This is a genomic window from Conexibacter sp. JCM 18997, assembly GCF_055391915.1.
On sequence record NZ_AP043885.1, the window covers coordinates 2,735,976 to 2,753,978 of the forward strand.

Sequence of the window (18,003 nt, forward strand, 5' to 3'; positions counted from 1 at the left end):
TCCTTGTTATGTCCCACTGTCAAGCCGACGCTGCAAGATCTCGTACAAAAGCGCCGACGCGGCCGCGCTGACGTTCAGCGAGCCGATTTTTCCCCGCAAAGGCAGCGCGACGAGCGCATCGCAGCTCTCGGCCACCCGGCGGCGCAGTCCCTTGCCCTCCGCGCCGAGCACCAGCACGACGCCGCCGCGGTAGTCGGGCCGGTCGTAGGGCTCCGAACCCTCGACCCCCGCGGCGCCATAACACCAGCACCCGGCCTCCTTGGCCTCCCCCAGGAAGTCGGCCAGGTTGCGCACCCGGGCGATCCGCAGGTACTCGACCGCGCCCGCCGACGCCTTGCACACCGCCGGCGTGATCTCGGCCGAGCGGCGCTCGGGCAGCACCACGCCCGTCGCACCGACGCATTCGGCCGTGCGGCAGATCGCGCCCACGTTCTGGGGGTCCTCGAGCTCGTCGAGGGCGACGATCAGCGGATCGCCCACGCCGAGCAGCTCGGCCGCGTTGACGTAGTGGTAGCCGTCGACCTCGGCGCAGATGCCCTGATGGGCGCTGGAGCCGCAGCGCTGCTCGATCTGCTCGGGGCTGGCCTCGGCGACCTCGATCCCGTGCAGCCACGGCTCGTCGGCCGCGCGCCGGGTGGCCCACACGCGGCGTACCGGCCGGCGGCCCGCCCGCAGCGCCTCGCGCACCGGGTTGCGGCCGTAGAGCACCATCAGCCGGGCGTCAGCTCGAAGCCGTCGGCCGTGTCGCGCACGACCCAGCCCGCGCCGGCGATCTCGTCGCGCAGGCGATCGCTCTCGGCGTAGTCCCTGGCGGCCCGGGCGGCCAGACGCGCCTCGGCCAGCCGGACGACCTGATCGGGCGCGTTGGGCGTCTGGAGCAGGTCCTCCAGCGCCAGCACCTCGAGCATCGCCCGCAGCTGCGCGGCGTTCCCGCCGTCACCGGCGTTGGCCGCGCGGATCCAGTCGTACAGGACCGCCAGCGCGGCCGGCGTGTTGAAGTCCTCGGCCAGCGCCGCGAAGAACCGCTCGCTGACGCCCGCGACGACCGCGCCGTCGGCCGCCCGGCGCGCGGCCTCGCGGATGCGCGCCACCGACGCGGTGGCCTGCGCCATCACGTCGTCGTCGAAGGCCATCGGCTGGCGGTAGTGGGCCGAGGCGAAGGCCAGGATCACGGCGTCGCGGCCCCAGCGCTCGATCACCTCGGCCAGCGGCGCGATGTTGCCCACGGACTTGGCCATCTTCTCGCCGCCGAACTGGAGCATCCCGTTGTGCATCCAGATCTGCGCGAGCTCCTCGCCGCGCGCGGCGCGCGTCTGCGCGGCCTCGTTCTCGTGATGGGGGAACACCAGATCCGAGCCGCCCCCGTGGATCTGGAAGTTCAGCCCGAGGTACTTCTCCCCCATGGCCGAGCACTCGATGTGCCAGGCCGGGCGCCCCAGGCCCCACGGCGACTCCCAGGCGGTGTCCTCGTCGGGCTTCTGCGTCTTCCACAGCGCGAAGTCCAGGGGCGAGCGCTTCAGGTCCGCCCCGTCGTTGCCCTCGCCCTGGTCCATCGCATCGACCGAGCGATGCGACAGCGAGCCGTAGGGCGCGTCGCTGCGCACGTCGAAGTACACGTCGCCGCCGGACTCGTAGGCGTGGCCGCTGGCCACCAGCGCCTCGATCAGCTCGATGATCTCGGCGATCGTCTCGGTGGCCAAGGGCTCGACGTCGGGACGGCCCAGGCCGAGCGCGTCGGTGTCGGCCAGGTAGCGCGCGGTCATGTCCGTGGCCAGCTGCGCGCTGGCGATGTGCTGCCCGCGGGCGGCGTTGTAGATCTTGTCGTTGACGTCGGTGACGTTGATCACCAGCGTCACGTCGAGGCCCTGGGAGCGCAGGAAGCGCTTGTACAGGCTGAAGACGACGAACGGGCGCGCGTTGCCGATGTGGATCGGGCCGTACACCGTCGGTCCGCACGCGTAGATGCCCACCGTCCCGCCCGGGCCGGGCACCAGCGGCCGGTCCGCGCCGCTCTTCGTGTCGCGAATCACGATGTCCATACGCGCCAAGAGAGTACGGGCGGGTGTAACGCGAGACCCGTTGTGCCGAATATAGGATCGAGAGAGGATGTCCCCCGGGTCGACCAAGTCCGCCCGTCTCGACGCCGTCGAGCGGGCCTTTTCGACGCTCCCCGAGCGCTACCTCGGCGCGCGCCCCGGCTACGACGCCCTCTACCGCGTGGCCCTCGAGGACCTCGGGCGCCAGTGGGAGGTGCACCTGACCGAGGACACCGCCGAGGTGACCGACGGCGCCACCAAGCGGCGGGCCAACGTCGAGATCGACACGGACGCGCGCACGTGGATCGCCCTGCGCGAGGGCTCGCTGTCGGGCACCGAGGCGTTCTCGCAGCGGCGCCTGCGCGCCCGCGGCGACCTGGACCTGGCCGTCGCCTTCGAGGGGTACTTCCGCCTGCCCAACGGCCGCGCCCCGATGCTCGAGCTGCATGACGTCGATGCCGGCCGGGGCCGGCGCGTGTCCACGCTGACCATCGGCGACGGCCCCGACGTCGTCCTGATCCACGGCCTGGGCGGCACCAAGAGCTCGTTCTTCGAGACCGCCGCCGCGCTGGCCAAGGGCGGCTACCGCGTCCACGCGATCGACCTGCCCGGGTTCGGCGCCTCCGGCAAGCCGCTGCGCGCGCCCTACGACGCCAAGTGGTTCGCCGACACCGTGCTCGGCGTCCTGGACGCGCTGGAGATCGAGCGCGCCTTCCTGGTCGGCAACTCGATGGGCGGCCGGGTGGCCCTCGAGGTCGGACTGCGTGCGCCCGAGCGCGTCACCGGGCTGGCGCTGCTGTGTCCGGCCGTCGCCTTCGTCAAGCGCGACTTCCACCCGATCGTGCGCCTGCTGCGACCGGAGTGGGGCCTGCTGCCCCATGCGATCCCGCGTCCGCTGGTCCGGCGCCAGTTCTGGTCGCTGTTCCACGACCGCGACGCGATCGACGAGGCGTTGGCCGACGTCGTCGTCGACGGCTTCCGCAAGAGCTACGCGGCGCCGGCCGCCCGCCACGCCTTCCTGGCCTCGGCGCGCAACATCTACCTCGACGCGCCGTTCGGCCGCAACGGCTTCTACACGCGCCTGGCCCAGCTGAAGCCGCCGGCCCTGTTCCTGTGGGGCTCGGAGGACTGGCTGATCCCCGCCGGCTTCCGCGACGTCGTCGACGAGTGGCTGCCCACCGCCCGCCAGGTCGTGCTGCCCGGCTGCGGTCACGTGCCCCAGGTCGAGCGCCCGGACGAAGTGAATCCCCTGCTCCTGAGCTTCTTCGCCGAAGCCAGCAGCCCCCGCCGGCCGCGCCGCGCGCGCCGCCGTGCGGCCGCCGCCTGAGCGGCGCCTGTTTGTCCTCCGACCTACTGGTCATATAAAAACACGCATGATCTTGTATCGTTGCGGGTACGGGCGGCGCGGGAACCGCTTCGGGTCCCAGGAACGGACTGCAGACAAGAAGGGCGGGGGTATGGGTTGGAGGAAGAGGTTCGTCGTCGGCGTCTGCACGGCGGCTGCGGCTGCCGCCGTGGTGCTGCCCGGGACGGCGTCAGCCGCGCTGAACATCAGCTCGCTGGCCACGACGCCGTCGTCGACGCAGGCGGGGTCGCACCCGAACTTCCAGCTGGCCCTGCGCTTCAGCGGCGACAGCACGCCCAAGTCGCTGGCCATCAACCTCCCGCCCGGCTTCGTCGGCAACCCCAGCGCCGCGACCAAGTGCCCGGTCGCCACCTTCCAGGCCGGCAACTGCGGCGCTGACAGCGTCGTCGGCTCGACCCGCGTCTACACCAACGCCGGCGTCGGCGGCACCGACGGCGGCGGTGGCTCAGGCGGAGGAGGCGGAGGCGGAGGCGGCGGGATCGGCGACGTGCCGGTCGTCGGGCCGGTCGTCTGCAACCTGCTGCCGATCCTGTGTCCGCGCAACCTGCGCGGCCTGCGCACCGGCCCGGTGACGATCCGCCACAAGCAGGGCCAGCAGAAGCTCAGCGTCCCGATCACCGCCGACGGCACGGTCTACAACCTCGAGCCCGCCGCGGGCCAGCCCGCGCTGCTGGGCATCATCGTCCGCCCCCTCGGCGGCGCCCTGGGCGACATGAAGCTGCTCTCGCCCGTCTCCGTGCGCGACGGCTCGGACTTCGGCCTGACCTCGACGCTGGAGAACCTGCCCACCGAGTTCAGCGGCCTGTCCACCCAGATCACCGGCATGGACCTGACGCTCAACGGCAAGACGGCGAGCGGCCAGAACTTCGTGACGCTGCCCACCAGCTGCTCGGCGTCGACGACGACGGTCAGCGTCACGCCCTACAGCGGCGGCGCCGACACCGCGTCGGCGGCCTTCGCGCCGACCGGCTGCGCCAACGTGCCGTTCAGCCCGGGCCTCAACGTGGTGCCCGAGACGACCCGCGTGGACGCCCCGTCGGCCTTCTCCATCCAGCTCGGCGTCCCCGCCGGCGAGGACCCGATCCGCCAGTCGTACGTCAGCAACGTGCGCGTCACGCTGCCGCTGGGCACCGGCCTGAACCCGGGCACCGCCCAGGGCCTGGAGGTGTGCACCGAGGACCAGTTCGCCAAGGGCTCGCGCAGCGCGCCCACCTGCCCGGCCGCCTCGGTGGTCGGCACCACCTCGTTCACCTCGCCGCTGGTCGGCACGCTGAACGGCACGGTGTACGAGGGCGCGCCGGTCCCCGGCCAGATGCTGCGGCTGTTCGTCGACGTGCCCGGCCCGGGCCTGCGCATCAAGCTGATCGGCAACGTCACGCCCGATCCGCAGACCGGCCAGGTCACGTCGACGTTCGACAACCTGCCCCAGCTGCCGTTCACCGCGTTCGCGCTGAACTTCCGCGGTGGCGACAAGGCGATCCTGACCACGCCGCCGACCTGCGGGCCGGCGACCAGCACCGCCACGCTGGCGCCCTACAGCGGCACCGCCCCCGTCGGCGCGGTCAGCCAGTTCAACGTCAACTGGGACGGCCAGGGCACCGCGTGCCCCGATCCGCTCCCGTTCTCGCCCAGCGTGTCGGTGAGCGTCGACCCGTCCACCGCGGGCGCCGCGACCAAGCAGGCCGCGACGATCAGCCGCGACGAGCGCACGCAGCGCCTCAAGGACATGAAGATCTCGTTCCCGCCCGGCCTGCTCGGCGGCCTGGGCTCGGGCATCGGCCTGTGCGACCTCGACAAGGCCAAGGCGGCGCAGTGCGGCGCCGACAGCCGCGTCGGCTCCGCGGTGCTGGTCGCCGGACCGGGTGGTGCGCCGCTGCAGATCCAGGGCGACGTCTTCCTGACCGCTCCGCCCGCCGCGGGCGCGCTGGCCGGCCTGGCCATCACGGTCCCCGGCAAGGTCGGGCCGTTCGACCTGGGCACGACGGTGTCGATCGCCCAGATCGTCGTGCGCCCGGGTGACTCCGGCCTGGACGTGACCTCCAACAACCTGCCCGACGTCGTGGGCGGCATCCCGCTGGGGCTGCGCCAGATCAAGCTGAACCTCGATCGCCAGGGCTTCATGCGCAACGCGACCAACTGCGCCGCGCAGCAGCTGACCGCCACGTTCACCTCGACGCTGAACGCCACCGCGACGGCCAACGCGCCCTACCAGGCCACCGGCTGCGACAAGGTGCCGTTCACGCCCAAGCTGGCCGGCGTCGCCGGCAAGAAGGGCGACAGCAGCGAGCTGGCCAAGGGCGGGCACCCGACCGTGGTCGCCGTGGTCAGCCAGACCAGCGGCGAGATCGCCACGAAGTCGGTTACGGTGACGCTGCCCAAGGAGCTGGGCGCCGACATCCCCAACCTGAACCGCACCTGCGCCGAGGGTCAGGACTGCGGCGACCGCAACATCGTCGGCAAGGCCGTGGCCAGCACGCCGCTGCTGCCGATCCCGCTGACCGGCGACGTGCGGCTGGTCACGCCGCCCGGCGGCGGGCTGCCTCAGCTCCGCCTGGGCCTGCGGGGCCTGCTGAACATCGACCTCGTGGGCAAGACGTCGCTGTCGAAGGACGGCCGCGTGGTCAACACGTTCGAGGGCATCCCCGACGTGCCGCTGTCGCGCTTCGAGCTGACGATCTTCGGGGGCAAGACCGGGATCCTGGTCAACTACCGCGGCCTGCGCTGCGGCGAGAAGCTGACCGGCAACGGCGACTTCATCGGCCACAGCGGCGCGACGAAGGCGGTCGTCGGCACGTTCGAGGTGTGCGGCACGATCCAGTCGGCCGCGGCCAGCCGCAGTGCCCGGGCGACGGCCACCGCCAAGCTGCGCAAGGGGCGCCTGACGGTCAAGGTCCGCGCCGCGAGCAAGGTCACGGCGGTCAAGCTCGGCCTGCCCAAGGGCGCCAAGCTGAAGGGCAAGCGGACCGTGTCCAAGCGCGCGTCGTCGAAGAACGTGACGATCACGCTGGGCCGCAAGGGCCTGAAGGGCGTCAAGAAGGGCCGCCAGATGACCGTGAGGGTGACGATGGGCAAGACCCACGCCACGCTGAAGCCGAAGGTGAAGTAGCGGCCCGCGCGCCAGCCTCCGGGACCTGACACCGGCCAGACATCGCGGCTCTAGGCTGCGATCGATGGTCGTTCGGGCCCGGGGGCTGGTGAAGGGCTACGGCCGCGGGCGTGCCGCGCGGTCGATCCTCGACGGGGCCGACCTCGACGTCGCGGCGGGTGAGCTGGTCGCCGTCGTGGGCCGCTCGGGCTCGGGCAAGTCGACGCTGCTGCACGTGATCGGCGGGCTGGACACGCCCGAGGCGGGCAGCGTCGAGATCGCCGGCGAGCCGCTGGACGCCCGCCGCGCCGACGCCGTCCGCCGCCGCAACGTCGGCTTCGTCTTCCAGGCCTTCCACCTCGTGCCCGAGCTCACGGGCGAGGAGAACGTGCTGCTGGCCGCGCGGCTGCCCGGCGCCCCGCGCGACGCCGCCCGCCGCGCCCGGATGCTGATCGAGCGCCTGGGCGTCGATCACGTCGCCGATGGCCTGCCCCACGAGCTGTCGGGCGGCGAGCAGCAGCGCCTGGCCATCGCCCGTGCGCTGGTCAACGACCCCGCGGTCGTGCTGGCCGACGAGCCGACGGGCAACCTCGACGAGACCTCGGCGGCGATCGTCCTGGACCTGCTGCGGGAGATCGCCGACGATGGGCGCGGCGTGGTCGTGGTGACCCACGAGGCGAGCGTCACGGCGCGCGCCGATCGCGCGGTCGAGCTGCGCGAGGGACGGCTGGTCGAGGCGTGAGCCGCGGGCGCGACGGGCGCCGCCGGTTGCTGGCCGCGCTGGGCGTCGTGGCCGCCTCGCTCGTGGTCGGCGTCTGCGCGACGCTGGCCTACTCGCTGGCCACCGGCTTCGAGCGCGCCGCCGACGTCGCCGACCTGCCCGACGTGATCGTCCGCTTCGACACCGCCGACCGGGCGCGGGTGGACGAGCGCATCGCGGCGCTGCCGAACCTGGAGGCCCGCGCGTACCGCTTCGAGATCAGCGACGTGCCCGTGTCCTCGGCGGGTGGGCGGACCGGCAAGGGCGCGATCGAGATCGTCGGCGTCGGGGATTTCGCCGGGCGCCGCGGCTACGGGATCGTCGACGGGCGCGACGTGCGCAACGACGGCTCGCGCGAGGTCGTCGTCGAGCAGGGCGTGGCCAACGAGTGGGATCTCAGCGTCGGGTCGAGCCTGAGGGTCGGCCGGATCGGGCCGCTTCGGGTGGTCGGCATCGCGCGGACGCCCGACAACGTCGCCTTCCCGCTGGCCACCGCGGCACGGGTGTATCTCGCCCCCGAGCTGGTCCGCCGGTTCAATCGCGGTCGGGAGCTCCCGGTCGACACCGCGCTGCTGTGGCTCAACGACCGCGCGCGCACGGACGTCACGCTGACCCAGGCGCGGGCCCAGGCGTACGGCATCAGCGGCCTGTCCTTCCTGACCCGCGACGGCCTGCGCTCGCTGATCGCCCAGGCGGCGGGGATCGTGATCGCGCTGCTGATCGCCTTCTCGGTCGTGGCGCTGGCCGCCGCCGGCGTGATGCTGGCCACCGCCGCCCACGCCGACGTGCAGCGCCGGCTGCCGGCCACGGCCGTGCGGCGCGCGCTGGGCTTCTCCCGCGCCTCGATCACCCGCACCACGACGCTGGACGCGTTGAAGCTCGGCGCGCCGGCCGCGGTCCTGGGCCTGGCCGCCGGCTGGGCGCTCGCGCTGGCCCCCACCGGGGCGCTGCTGGCCATCCTCAACGAGGCGCCCCCGGGCCCGGCGGTGCTGCCGCTGCTGGCCGGGTGCCTGGTGGCGATCCTGGCGCTCGTCGCGGGCACCAGCGCATGGCCGGCCTGGCGCGCCACCGCGCGATCCCCCGCGGCGCTGCTGCGCGGCGGCGAGCTCGTCGGGCGCACACGCCGGGCGCTGCGGCGCGCGCCCGGGCTGCGCCGCCCGGCCGGGCTCTTCGCGCTCGGCGCGCGGCTGGTCAGCACGCGGCGAGCGCGCTTCGCCGGAACCGTCGCGGTACTGGCCATGTGCGCCAGCGTCGTGCTGCTGATGCTCGCGCTGGCCACGCTGCTGGAGCGCCTGCGCGACGACCCCGCGACGCTGGGCAAGCGCTACGCGCTGACGCTCGACGCCTCGCCGGCCCAGGTGCCGACGATCCGCCAGATCGCCGGCGTCGGCGCCGCCGCCCCGCGCTGGACGTTCGCCGCGGCCGACTCGTACTCGCTGGGCGAGTCCCTGCGCGTCGTGGCCTTCCCCGGCGATCACACGACGTTCGAGGCGCCGCCGCTGAGCGAAGGGCGTCGGCTGCGGGCCGACGACGAGGCCGAGGTCGGGCGCGGGCTGGCCGACCAGCTCGGGCTGGCGCCGGGTTCGACGCTGGCGCTGGCCCTGCCCGGCGGGAAGGGCGAGGCGCGCTTCCGCGTCGTGGGGATCGTGGGAGCGCTCGACAACGAGGGCCGCGTGGCCTACGTGCGGCCCCGGCGGATCGCGGCGGCGCTGGAGGGCCGCCCGCCGCAGATCGCCGTGCGCCTGGCCCCGGGCGCCTCGCGCGACGCGGTGCAGCAGCGGCTGCGCGCGGCCGGCTTTCACCCCACGACCGTCGTCGGCGCCACCGGCAACAGCCAGCGGCTGCTCAGCCTGCTCTCGGCCGTGCTGCGCGTCGTCGCCGGCACCGTCGCGCTGGTCACCCTGTACGCGCTGATCCAGGCGCTGGCGCTGACCGCCAGCGATCGCCGGCGTACGCTGGCCCTGCTGCGCACGCTGGGCGCGGGTCCGGGCGCTCTGGCGCTGGTGCTGACCGGCGCGGGCGCCGCCCTGGTCCTGCCCGCGGCGCTGATCGCGATCGCGCTCGAGCTGCTCGTGCTGGGCCCGTTCACCGGGCATCTGGCCGCCGACTACGCCGACCTGGGCGTCTCGGTCAGCGTGGGACAGGCGGCGGCGGTCACGCTCGGGCTGCTCGTGCTGGCTGGGGCGGCAGCGGGCTGGGTGGCCTGGCGGCTGGGCCGCGCGCCGCTGGCCAGCGTGCTGCGGGAGGCGGCATGAGGCGCGTGGCGCTCGTCGGCCTGGCGCTGCTGGCGCTGGCCGGATGCGGACACGACGAGCGGACCGCCACGGGCGGCTCGACGCTCAGCGCCACCCTGCGCGATCCCGACGGCGACGGCGTGCTCAACGCCGAGGCGGGCGAGGCGCTGCGCGACCGCGGCGGCGACGCCAGGCCCGGCCAGACCCTGGCCACGTTCGCCCAGATCAGCGACGCCCACGTGCGCGACGAGGAGTCGCCGGCTCGCGTGCCGTTCCTGGACCGCTTCGGCTCGCCCTTCAGCTCGACGTTCCGCCCGCAGGAGGCGCTCACCCTGCAGACCCTGACCGCGACGGTCGAGGCGATCAACGCGCAGCACCCCGATGCGGTGATCCAGACCGGCGACCTGGCCGACAACGCGCAGCGCAACGAGCTGACCCAGGCGATGGTCGCGCTGCGCGGCGGCGTCGTGCGCCCCGACAGCGGCCGGCCCGGCCCGTCCGGGCCGCAGCTGGCCACGAACCCCGATCCGTTCTTCTACCGCCCCGACGTCGACGCGCCGCGCCATCCGGGGCTGCTGGCCGCGGCCCAGCGGCCGTTTCGCTCACCCGGCCTGGACGCGCCGCTGCACTCGGTCCTGGGCAACCACGACGTGCTGGTGGCCGGCGAGCTCGCACCCGACGCGCGCACGCAGGCGCTGGCCACCGGCGACCGGGCGATCGTCGAGCTCGATCCCGACGAGCTGCGCGGCATCGACATCCCCCGGTCCGACGCCGAGGGCGAGGGCGGCGTCGGCTCGATCGGGACGGCGGCGATCGAGCGCGTGCTGGCCACGGGGCGCACCGAGCGCGTCGCGCCCGATCCGGACCGGCGCGAGGTCACGCCGGCCGAGGCGATGCGGATCACCGGCGCGAAGACCGTCGAGGCGTTCGACATCGGCCCGGTCCGCGCGCTGGCCCTGGACCTGACCAAGGCCGAGGGCGGCTCGGGGGGCCGGGTCAGCGACGCGCAGCTCGATTGGCTGCGGGGCGAGCTGGATCGCGCCGGCGATCGGCCGGTCGTCGTCTTCACCCACCAGCCGCTGGACCGCTCCGAGAACGGCGACGCCGCGTTGGCCCTGCTGCGCGCGCACCCGACCGTGCTGGCGGCGATCGCCGGCCACACGCATCGCAACGAGATCAAGCGCGACGGCGCGGACGGCCCCTGGCTGATCACCACCGCCTCGCTGGCCGACTTCCCCGAGCAGGCGCGCATGTTCCGGGTCGTCGAGGTCGAGGGCGGCGGCTACGCGCTGGAGACCTGGATGGTCGACCACGGCGCCGGGCCCGACGGCCTGGCCACGACGTCCCGCGACCTGGCCTTCCTCGACGCCCAGGGCGGCCGGCCGGGCGACTTCGCGGGCACCGCGCTGGATCGCAACGTGCGGTTGTATCGCTAGCGCGGCCGCGCGGGCGCGAGCGGGTACGACGGGCAGCGATGGCGCGTGCGCGGTTCGCCCGCCGCCGTCCGCCGCGAGTCCTGGCACCTCGCCGCTCTCCCGGGCGCTCATTGTCGGCCGGGCGTCGCTCTGCGACGCTGAACTGACAACGGTGGCGTTGGAGAGCGGGAACGTGCCATTTCCCGCGCACGCTGGCCCAACCGGGCACGCACATGGGACCGACTGGCGGTGTCGAGGCACGGCACGAATCGAGACGATGAACCCCAGATGGAGAACGGAGGGTCACCGCGTGTCGCGATCGTGCTGCCCGGCGGCGGCGCGCGCGGCGCCTACGAGGCCGGCGCGCTGTCGGTCATGCTGCCTGCGCTGGAGGCGCGAGGCGAGAAGGTCTCGATCGTCTGCGGCACCAGCGTCGGCGCGATCAACGCCGCGCACTTCGGCTCGCTGGCCGACCGGTCGCTGAGCGAGATCGCCCAGCTCGGCGTCGACCGCTGGCGCTCGGTGCGCCGCGGCGACGTACTCGGCCGCGTGGTCGGGCCGAGCCTGGCGCTGAAGACGCTGCGCTTCCTGGGCGAGGCGCTCGAGGTGCCCGGCGTGCGGCTCAACTCGCTGCTGGACCCCACGCCGCTGCGCGACAGCCTCGAGCGCTGGATCGACTGGATGTCGCTGCACCGCAACGTCAAGCAGGGCGAGCTGCAGGCCGTCTGCGTCGTGGCCACCGCGGTCACCGGCGGCGGGCCGGTCGCCTTCGTCGAGACGCAGGGCAAGCTGCCGCGCAGCTCGGGCGGGTCACCGCTGCGCTACGTGCGCGCCCGGCTGGCCGGCGAGCACGTGCGCGCCTCGGCCGCGATCCCGCTGCTGTTCCCGCCGGTCGAGGTCACCTCACCGGCCAGCGTGGCCGACTACTACATCGACGGCGGCACCCGGCTGAACAGCCCGATCGCCCCCGCGCTGGCCCTCGGCGCCGACCGCGTCGTCGTGATCGGCTTCGAGCCCTTCGCCGGCGCACGCGGCCGCGAGGGCGGCGGCACCCCGCGCCTGGCCGACGTCGCCGCCAACGTGCTCGACGGCCTGCTCGTCGACCAGGTCACCGACGACCTCCACCGCCTGGCCGCGATCAACTCGTTCTTCGTCGACGGGCCCGCGGGCTCGCCCGCCGCGGCCACCGCCTACCGCACCGCCCGCGGCCATCAGCCCTACCGCAAGATCTCCTACGCGCTCGTCGCGCCCGAGAAGCGGGGCGCGCTGGGCGAGCTGGCCGAGAAGGTGCTGCACCAGCGCCACCGCGGGCTGCGCTCGCTGGCCGATCCCGACGTCGCGCTGATGAGCCGGATGCTCGGCGGCGGCCCCAGCCGCGGCGAGCTGCTCTCGTTCCTGCTCTTCGACGAGGCCTTCCTGGAGGGCCTGATCGAGCAGGGTCAGGCCGACGCCCAGCGCTGGCTGGACCGCCACCCGCGCCTGTGGTGCTCGGACGCCAGCCACGACCTCGACGTCGATCCCGCCGCCTACGAGACCGCCCGCGACCAGCACGCGATCGACGAGTTCCGGATGATCCGCCGCCGCTAGTGTCCTGAGTCACTAGAGCTGCTCCATCCGCGCGTCCTCGAGGTCGAGGTCGTGCTCGATCCGCCGCAGCGTCTCGTCGTTGATGCGCCCGCCGTCGCGCAGCTCGGTGATGCGCTCGCGCTGCGTGAGCTGGATCTCCTCGCGGATCCGGGCCGCCGCGTCGAGCATCTCGCCGCCGAACAGGTCGGTCTCCTCGGCCACGCCGGGCTCGACCTTGGCGGCGATGATCCGCCGGCGGCCCTCGTAGACGCGCACCATCCGCTCGCGCGCCGCCTCGGGCACCCAGTCCTCGTCGCGCATCTCCTCCAGCCGATCGAGCGCGGCGTCCAGCGCGGACAGGCGGGCCGCCGACTCGGCCGCCCGCTCGCGCGCCTCCCCCGCCCCCGACAGCCCCAGGCGCCGGATCAGCCAGGGCAGCGTCAGGCCCTGACCGAGCACGGTGGCCAGGATGGTCACGTAGACGAGGAACACGATCAGGTCGCGGTCGGGGAAGGCCGAGCCCCCGTCGACGGTCAACGGGATGGCCAGCGCCGTGGCCAGCGAGACCGCGCCCCGCATGCCGTTCCAGGCCACCAGCGTGACCGGCTGCCAGGGCGGATAGGGCGCCTTGCGCCCGAGCACCCGGTGCAGGAAGCGCGGCCGGTAGGCGACCGCGAACACCCACAGGAAACGCACGACGATCACGCCCCCGACCACCACCGCCGAGTAGCCCAGCAGCGTCCAGACCGAGTAGTCCCCGATCCCGTCGAGGATGGCCGGCAGCTCCAGGCCGACGAGCAGGAACAGCGTCGCGTTGATCCCGAACGTGAGGATCTCCCACACCGAGTAGAGCTGGATGCGCGTCGACGGGGTCAGCAGCCGCGGCGCCTGCGTGCCCAGGTACAGCCCGGCCGTGACCGCGGCCAGGACCGCCGAGACGTCGATCGACTCGGCCGGCAGGTAGGCGAAGAACGGCACCAGCAGCGACAGCAGGATCTCGGTCGGCGCGTCGTCGACGCGGCGGGCGATCTGCGTGGTCACCCAGGCGACGGCCAGGCCGATGCCGACGCCGCCGACCACGTCGATGGCGAAGTCGCCCGCCGCGTCGAAGAACTCGAACCCGCCGGTGACCGCGGCGGCGATCGCGAACTTGTAGGCGACCAGCGCGGTCGAGTCGTTGACCAGCGACTCGCCCTCGACGATGGTGATCACCCGCGCGGGCGCGCCGACGCGCCGGCCGATCGCCGTGGCCGCCACCGGGTCGGTGGGCGACAGCACCGCGCCGAGCACGAACGCCGTCTCCCACGACAGCCCGATGACCAGGTGGCCGATCAGCGCGAGCCCGACCACCGTCAGCAGCACGAGCCCGAAGGCCAGCGAGAAGATCGGCCGGGCCGAGGCCTTCAGATCCCGCGCCGACGAGAAGAAGGCCGCCGAGTACAGCAGCGGCGGCAGCAGCAGGACGAGGACCAGATCCGGCTTGAGCGCCGCGTTGGGCACCGGCGGCAGGAAGCCGAGCACGGCGCCGCCGACCACCAGCCACATCGGGTACGGCACGCGCGTCCGGTAGGCCGCGAGCAGGAACGCCGAGGCGGCCAGGAGCAGGAGGGTGAGGACCAGCTCCCGGGGCATCGGCGGCCGATCCTAACCGGCGCGCAGGAGCGTCACCGCATAGGCCTCGGCGCCTTCGCCGCGACCGATCGGGCCCATGCCCTCCGCCGTGGTCGCCTTGACGTTGACGCGCTCCGGCGGGAGGCCCAGCGCCTGGGCCAGCGAGTCGCGGATCGCCTCCCGATACGGCGCCAGCTTGGGCGCCTGCAGCACGACGGTGGCGTCGACGTTGACCGGCGCCAGGCCGCGCTGGGCCAGCTGCGCGATCACGTCGCGCAGCAGCACGATCGAGTTCGCGTCGCGCCAGCGTTCGTCGGTGTCGGGGTAGTGCTGGCCGATGTCCCCGAGGGCGGCGGCGCCCAGCAGCGCGTCGATGATCGCGTGGGTCAGCACGTCGGCATCGGAGTGGCCCAGCAGCCCGCGATCGTGGGGGATCGAGACGCCCCCGAGGATCAGCGGTCGCCCGGGGGCGAACACATGGCTGTCGTAGCCCTGGCCGATCACGACGCGCCGATCGGCTCCATCCGCCGCTCGCGGCGTTCGAAGACGGCCAGCTCGCGCACGCCCAGCTCGTCGAGGACCGCGAGCGCCTGGTCGTAGCCGAAGCCGAGGTGGTCCGGCGTGTGGGCATCGCTGGACAGCGCGATCGGGACGCCCGCCTCGACGAGCATCGCCAGGAACGGCGTGGCCGGGTACAGCTCACCGACGGGCTTGCGCAGCCCGGCGGTCGACAGCTCGACCGCCACCCCGGACCCGGCGATCCCCTCGATCGCGATCTCGTAGAAGCGGCGCAGGTCGCCCTCAGGCCGCGGCCGGCGCCCGCCCCACATCTTCACCAGGTCCGGGTGGGAGAGGATGTCGAACAGCCCGCTCTGGGCCGCTTCGCCCAGCCATTCGAAATAGCGGCTCCACACGCGGTCGGGGCGCGACGCGTTGTTGTCCCAGATGTCGTAGTCGGGGTGGTCGAGCGCCTCGTCGCCCAGGAAGTGGATCGAGCCGAGCACGTAGTCCCAGTCGCGCGACTCCAGCAGCTCGGCCATGCGGTCCTCGCGGCCAGGGATGAAGTCGGCCTCGATGCCCAGCTTCAGGTCGGTCTCCTCGCGCACGAACCCGCAGTAGGCGTCGATGTCGTCGACCGCCTCGCGCCGCCACAGGTCGTGGTCCCAGACGGTCAGCGCCTGGCGGAAGCGGTACACGTGCTCGGACACGCCGAGCTCGGCGATGCCGCGGTCGGCCGCCGCCGCGCGATAGCGCTCGGCGTTGTCGGACGTGAAGAAGCGATCGGCGGTCGTCCCCGGCTCGTCGGGTCGCAGGTGGACGTGGTAGTCGGTGAGCATGCGCCGCCAGACGGTACCGGCGTGGATCCGACTCGCGGTCGAATCGGCTTCGGACCGGCGGGCAGGGGAAATGGGACACCGTTGTTGGCACGCTGACACTCATGCGCGCTCTGGGGTTGCTGATCGCGTGGGTCGTGGCCGGCGCCATCCTGGCTTCGACGGCCCACGCCGAGGACGACGTGATGTCGATTCCGATCGCTCGCGGCGTCGAGCACGTGCGCCAGGAGGTCGCGGGCGTGCAGGCGCTGGGCGGATCGCGGATCCCCAGCGAGCAGGTGGCCGCCCAGTCCGCGCTGACCTACGTGCAGTCGCGCCTGAGCCCGGCGATCTACGCGCAGATCGGCGGATCGGACGACCTCACGACCGCGTTCCGGCTGCAGGCCGGCCTGTGCGGCGACATCGTCGAGGCGTTCATGGAGATCCTCCAGCGCAGCGGCGTGCGCACGCTGCCCGTGCAGTTCTTCTACGAGCTCGACGGCGAGCGCCAGAACCACGTCGCCGCGCAGGTGTGGTGGAGCGGCGGCTGGCACTACGTCGACCCGACGTGGGGCGTGCTGTTCGAGCGCGACGGCCGCGTGCTCTCGATCCAGCAGGTGCTCAAGCTCAAGCGGCCCGATCGGTACGCGCTGATGAACCGGCTCGTGCCCTGGACCGACGCGAACATCCGCCGCGGCGGCGGGTGGAGCCCGCTCGGCTACCTGACCGCGGCGACGCACCGCCAGGTCGTCGCCGACGGGGCGGGCACCGTGCGCCCGCCGCGCCACGTCGCGGCGACCGGCGGCGCGACCTGGGACCTGGCGCTGATGCCCGACTACGTCGGCACCTACGTCCCCTACGCCAAGCAGCTCGTGGCCGTCCGCCAGCGGCTGGCGCTGCCCACCGGGATGCGCACGCTGACGCTGGCCACGCGCGGCAAGCTGTGCGGCGGGCTGGGCGTGCTGCACGTCGGTCCCATCGACGTGCCCTTCGCCGACGTGCCCGACGCGGGCGAGCTGGCCGTCACCCTCCCGGCCCGAACGTCGGCCGTGACCGTGTGGGCCGACGGCGGCGATCCGGCCGAGCCCTGCGCGGTGCTGCTGTCGGGCATTCGCGCGGGGTAGTCTGCGCAATATGCCTGCGGTCGACGTCGACGTCGCCATCGTCGGCGGTGGCCACAACGCGCTGGTCGCCGCGAGCCTGCTCGCCTGCGCCGGTCGCTCCGTCGTCGTGCTCGAGCGCCGGGGCGAGATCGGCGGCGCGGCCGTGTCGGAGCGGCCGTTCGCCGGCGTCGACGCCCGGCTGTCGCGCTACTCCTACCTGGTCTCGCTGTTCCCACGGTCGCTGGCCCAGCAGCTGGGCCTGCCGCTGGAGCTGCGCCGGCGCAGCGTCGCCTCCTACACGCCCGTGGGCGACGGCGGTGTGCTGAACCCCTCCACCGGCGCGCTCGGCGGGGCGTGCGCCCGGCTCGCGCAGGCCCTCTTCCCGACCGTGCTGGAGCCGCTGCGCACCCGTGCGGCCGCTCGCGCGCTGGTCAACGACGACGCGGCCTGGGAGGCGGTGGTCGAGCGGCCGATCGGCGAGGCGATCGAGGCGGCCTTCGACGACGACGTGCTGCGGGGCATCGTGCTGACCGACGCGCTGATCGGGACGTTCGCCGCCGCCCACGACACCGACCTGCGCCAGAACCGCTGCTTCCTCTACCACGTGATCGGCAACGGCACGGGCGACTGGGACGTGCCGGTCGGCGGCATGGGCGCGGTCACGGGCGCGCTGGCCGCGTCGGCGCGCGCGTCCGGCGCCCAGCTGCGCACCGGCGTGGAGGTCACGTCGATCGCGCCCGACGGCGAGGTCCGCTTCGACGGCGGCGCCCTGCGCGCCGGCCACGTGCTGTGCGGCGCCGCGCCCTCGGTGCTCGCGCGGCTGCTGGGCGAGGCGGCGCCCCCGCGGCCCGAGGGCGCGCAGCTGAAGGTCAACATGGTCCTCTCGCGCCTGCCCCGCCTGCGCGATGGCGCCGTCGATCCGCGCGACGCGTTCGCCGGCACGCTGCACGTCAACGAGTCCTACACGCAGCTGCAGACCGCCTACGACGAGGCCGCCGCCGGCCAGATCCCGTCGCTGCCGCCGTGTGAGATCTACTGCCACTCGCTGACCGACCCGTCGATCCTCGGCCCCGAGCTGCAGGCCGCCGGCGCGCAGACGATGACGCTGTTCGGCCTGCACATGCCCGCGCGGCTGTTCGCCGCCGATCCCGCCGCGGCCAAGGCCGAGGCGCTGGCCGCGACCCTGCGCTCGCTCAACGCGGTCCTGGCCGAGCCGATCGAGGACTGCCTGTGGCGCGACGCCGACGGCGCGCCCTGCCTGGAGGCGCGCACCCCGCCGGAGCTGGAGGACGAGCTCGCGCTCCCCGGGGGGAACATCTTCCACCGCGACCTGGCCTGGCCCTGGGCCGAGGACGAGGCGCAGGCGGGGCGCTGGGGCGTCGAGACCGCCCACGAGCGCGTGCTGCTGTGCGGCGCGGGCGCGATCCGGGGCGGCGGCGTCAGCGGCATCCCCGGGCACAACGCCGCGATGGCCGTGCTCGCCGCGAGGTGAGCGGGACCGGTCGTCTCACGCG

Annotated in this window: 13 protein-coding genes; 8 read left to right on the plus strand and 5 right to left on the minus strand. The window is 73.8% G+C overall.

What is annotated here, in order from left to right; all coding sequences use genetic code 11:
- Positions 1–6 precede the first annotated feature (6 nt).
- Both rlmB and cysS read right to left on the minus strand, forming a co-directional pair.
- The gene (gene rlmB, locus ACZ5UI_RS13930; RefSeq protein ID WP_464187739.1) at positions 7–711 is read right to left on the minus strand and encodes a 23S rRNA (guanosine(2251)-2'-O)-methyltransferase RlmB; all 705 of its coding nucleotides are present in this window, start codon (positions 709–711) and stop codon (positions 7–9) included.
- Positions 711–2,039 carry a cysteine--tRNA ligase gene (gene cysS / locus ACZ5UI_RS13935; RefSeq protein ID WP_464187741.1) on the minus strand — a complete coding sequence of 443 codons (1,329 nt, stop codon included), beginning with the start codon at positions 2,037–2,039 and terminating at the stop codon, positions 711–713. The genes rlmB and cysS overlap by 1 nt, the downstream gene beginning before the upstream one ends.
- 67 nt (positions 2,040–2,106) lie before the next feature.
- Between cysS and ACZ5UI_RS13940 the strand changes: the two genes are divergently transcribed.
- The 6 genes from ACZ5UI_RS13940 to ACZ5UI_RS13965 all read left to right on the plus strand — a co-directional run bounded on the left by ACZ5UI_RS13940 (position 2,107) and on the right by ACZ5UI_RS13965 (position 12,483).
- Positions 2,107–3,363: an alpha/beta fold hydrolase gene (locus ACZ5UI_RS13940; protein WP_464187743.1), complete on the plus strand. Its 1,257-nt coding sequence runs from the start codon at positions 2,107–2,109 to the stop codon at positions 3,361–3,363.
- 130 nt (positions 3,364–3,493) lie between these two features.
- Entirely contained in the window at positions 3,494–6,508 is a 3,015-nt protein-coding gene (locus ACZ5UI_RS13945) for a hypothetical protein (protein WP_464187745.1), read from the plus strand.
- Positions 6,509–6,572: 64 nt separating this feature from the next.
- Entirely contained in the window at positions 6,573–7,229 is a 657-nt protein-coding gene (locus ACZ5UI_RS13950; RefSeq protein WP_464187747.1) for an ABC transporter ATP-binding protein, read from the plus strand.
- Complete coding sequence (locus tag ACZ5UI_RS13955) at positions 7,226–9,502, plus strand: ABC transporter permease (protein ID WP_464187749.1); 2,277 nt, start codon at positions 7,226–7,228, stop codon at positions 9,500–9,502. Before ACZ5UI_RS13950 ends, ACZ5UI_RS13955 begins: the two co-directional genes overlap by 4 nt.
- Entirely contained in the window at positions 9,499–10,917 is a 1,419-nt protein-coding gene (locus tag ACZ5UI_RS13960) for a metallophosphoesterase family protein (protein WP_464187751.1), read from the plus strand. The genes ACZ5UI_RS13955 and ACZ5UI_RS13960 overlap by 4 nt, the downstream gene beginning before the upstream one ends.
- Before the next feature lie 267 nt (positions 10,918–11,184).
- Positions 11,185–12,483, plus strand: a complete 1,299-nt coding sequence (locus ACZ5UI_RS13965) for a patatin-like phospholipase family protein (protein WP_464187753.1) — start codon at positions 11,185–11,187, stop codon at positions 12,481–12,483.
- Between the two features lie 12 nt (positions 12,484–12,495).
- Here the strand turns inward: ACZ5UI_RS13965 and ACZ5UI_RS13970 are convergent, their stop codons facing one another.
- From ACZ5UI_RS13970 to ACZ5UI_RS13980, 3 genes are read right to left on the minus strand one after another with little or no spacing between them, the layout of a single operon-like run.
- Positions 12,496–14,094, minus strand: coding sequence for a Na+/H+ antiporter (locus ACZ5UI_RS13970; RefSeq protein WP_464187755.1), 1,599 nt, complete (start codon positions 14,092–14,094; stop codon positions 12,496–12,498).
- Positions 14,095–14,106: 12 nt separating this feature from the next.
- Entirely contained in the window at positions 14,107–14,577 is a 471-nt protein-coding gene (ispF, locus tag ACZ5UI_RS13975; protein ID WP_464187757.1) for a 2-C-methyl-D-erythritol 2,4-cyclodiphosphate synthase, read from the minus strand.
- Positions 14,574–15,410: a PHP domain-containing protein gene (locus ACZ5UI_RS13980; protein ID WP_464187759.1), complete on the minus strand. Its 837-nt coding sequence runs from the start codon at positions 15,408–15,410 to the stop codon at positions 14,574–14,576. The genes ispF and ACZ5UI_RS13980 overlap by 4 nt, the downstream gene beginning before the upstream one ends.
- 101 nt (positions 15,411–15,511) lie before the next feature.
- On the opposite strand from ACZ5UI_RS13980, the gene ACZ5UI_RS13985 reads away from it, so the two are divergent.
- Together ACZ5UI_RS13985 and ACZ5UI_RS13990 are read left to right on the plus strand one after the other, a co-directional pair.
- Complete coding sequence (locus ACZ5UI_RS13985) at positions 15,512–16,510, plus strand: transglutaminase-like domain-containing protein (protein ID WP_464187762.1); 999 nt, start codon at positions 15,512–15,514, stop codon at positions 16,508–16,510.
- Between the two features lie 10 nt (positions 16,511–16,520).
- Positions 16,521–17,981, plus strand: coding sequence for a phytoene desaturase family protein (locus ACZ5UI_RS13990; protein ID WP_464187764.1), 1,461 nt, complete (start codon positions 16,521–16,523; stop codon positions 17,979–17,981).
- The last annotated feature ends 22 nt before the right edge of the window (positions 17,982–18,003 follow it).

Bases quoted from the DNA above. Each gene is read 5' to 3' on its own strand.
- ACZ5UI_RS13980 (WP_464187759.1), bottom strand. From the start codon at position 15,410: ATGCTCACCGACTACCACGTCCACCTGCGACCCGACGAGCCGGGGACG.
- ACZ5UI_RS13990 (WP_464187764.1), top strand. From the start codon at position 16,521: ATGCCTGCGGTCGACGTCGACGTCGCCATCGTCGGCGGTGGCCACAAC.
- rlmB (WP_464187739.1), bottom strand. From the start codon at position 711: ATGGTGCTCTACGGCCGCAACCCGGTGCGCGAGGCGCTGCGGGCGGGC.
- ACZ5UI_RS13950 (WP_464187747.1), top strand. From the start codon at position 6,573: ATGGTCGTTCGGGCCCGGGGGCTGGTGAAGGGCTACGGCCGCGGGCGT.
- ACZ5UI_RS13970 (WP_464187755.1), bottom strand. From the start codon at position 14,094: ATGCCCCGGGAGCTGGTCCTCACCCTCCTGCTCCTGGCCGCCTCGGCG.
- ACZ5UI_RS13945 (WP_464187745.1), top strand. From the start codon at position 3,494: ATGGGTTGGAGGAAGAGGTTCGTCGTCGGCGTCTGCACGGCGGCTGCG.
- ACZ5UI_RS13985 (WP_464187762.1), top strand. From the start codon at position 15,512: ATGCGCGCTCTGGGGTTGCTGATCGCGTGGGTCGTGGCCGGCGCCATC.
- ACZ5UI_RS13965 (WP_464187753.1), top strand. From the start codon at position 11,185: ATGGAGAACGGAGGGTCACCGCGTGTCGCGATCGTGCTGCCCGGCGGC.
- ACZ5UI_RS13940 (WP_464187743.1), top strand. From the start codon at position 2,107: ATGTCCCCCGGGTCGACCAAGTCCGCCCGTCTCGACGCCGTCGAGCGG.
- ACZ5UI_RS13960 (WP_464187751.1), top strand. From the start codon at position 9,499: ATGAGGCGCGTGGCGCTCGTCGGCCTGGCGCTGCTGGCGCTGGCCGGA.
- cysS (WP_464187741.1), bottom strand. From the start codon at position 2,039: ATGGACATCGTGATTCGCGACACGAAGAGCGGCGCGGACCGGCCGCTG.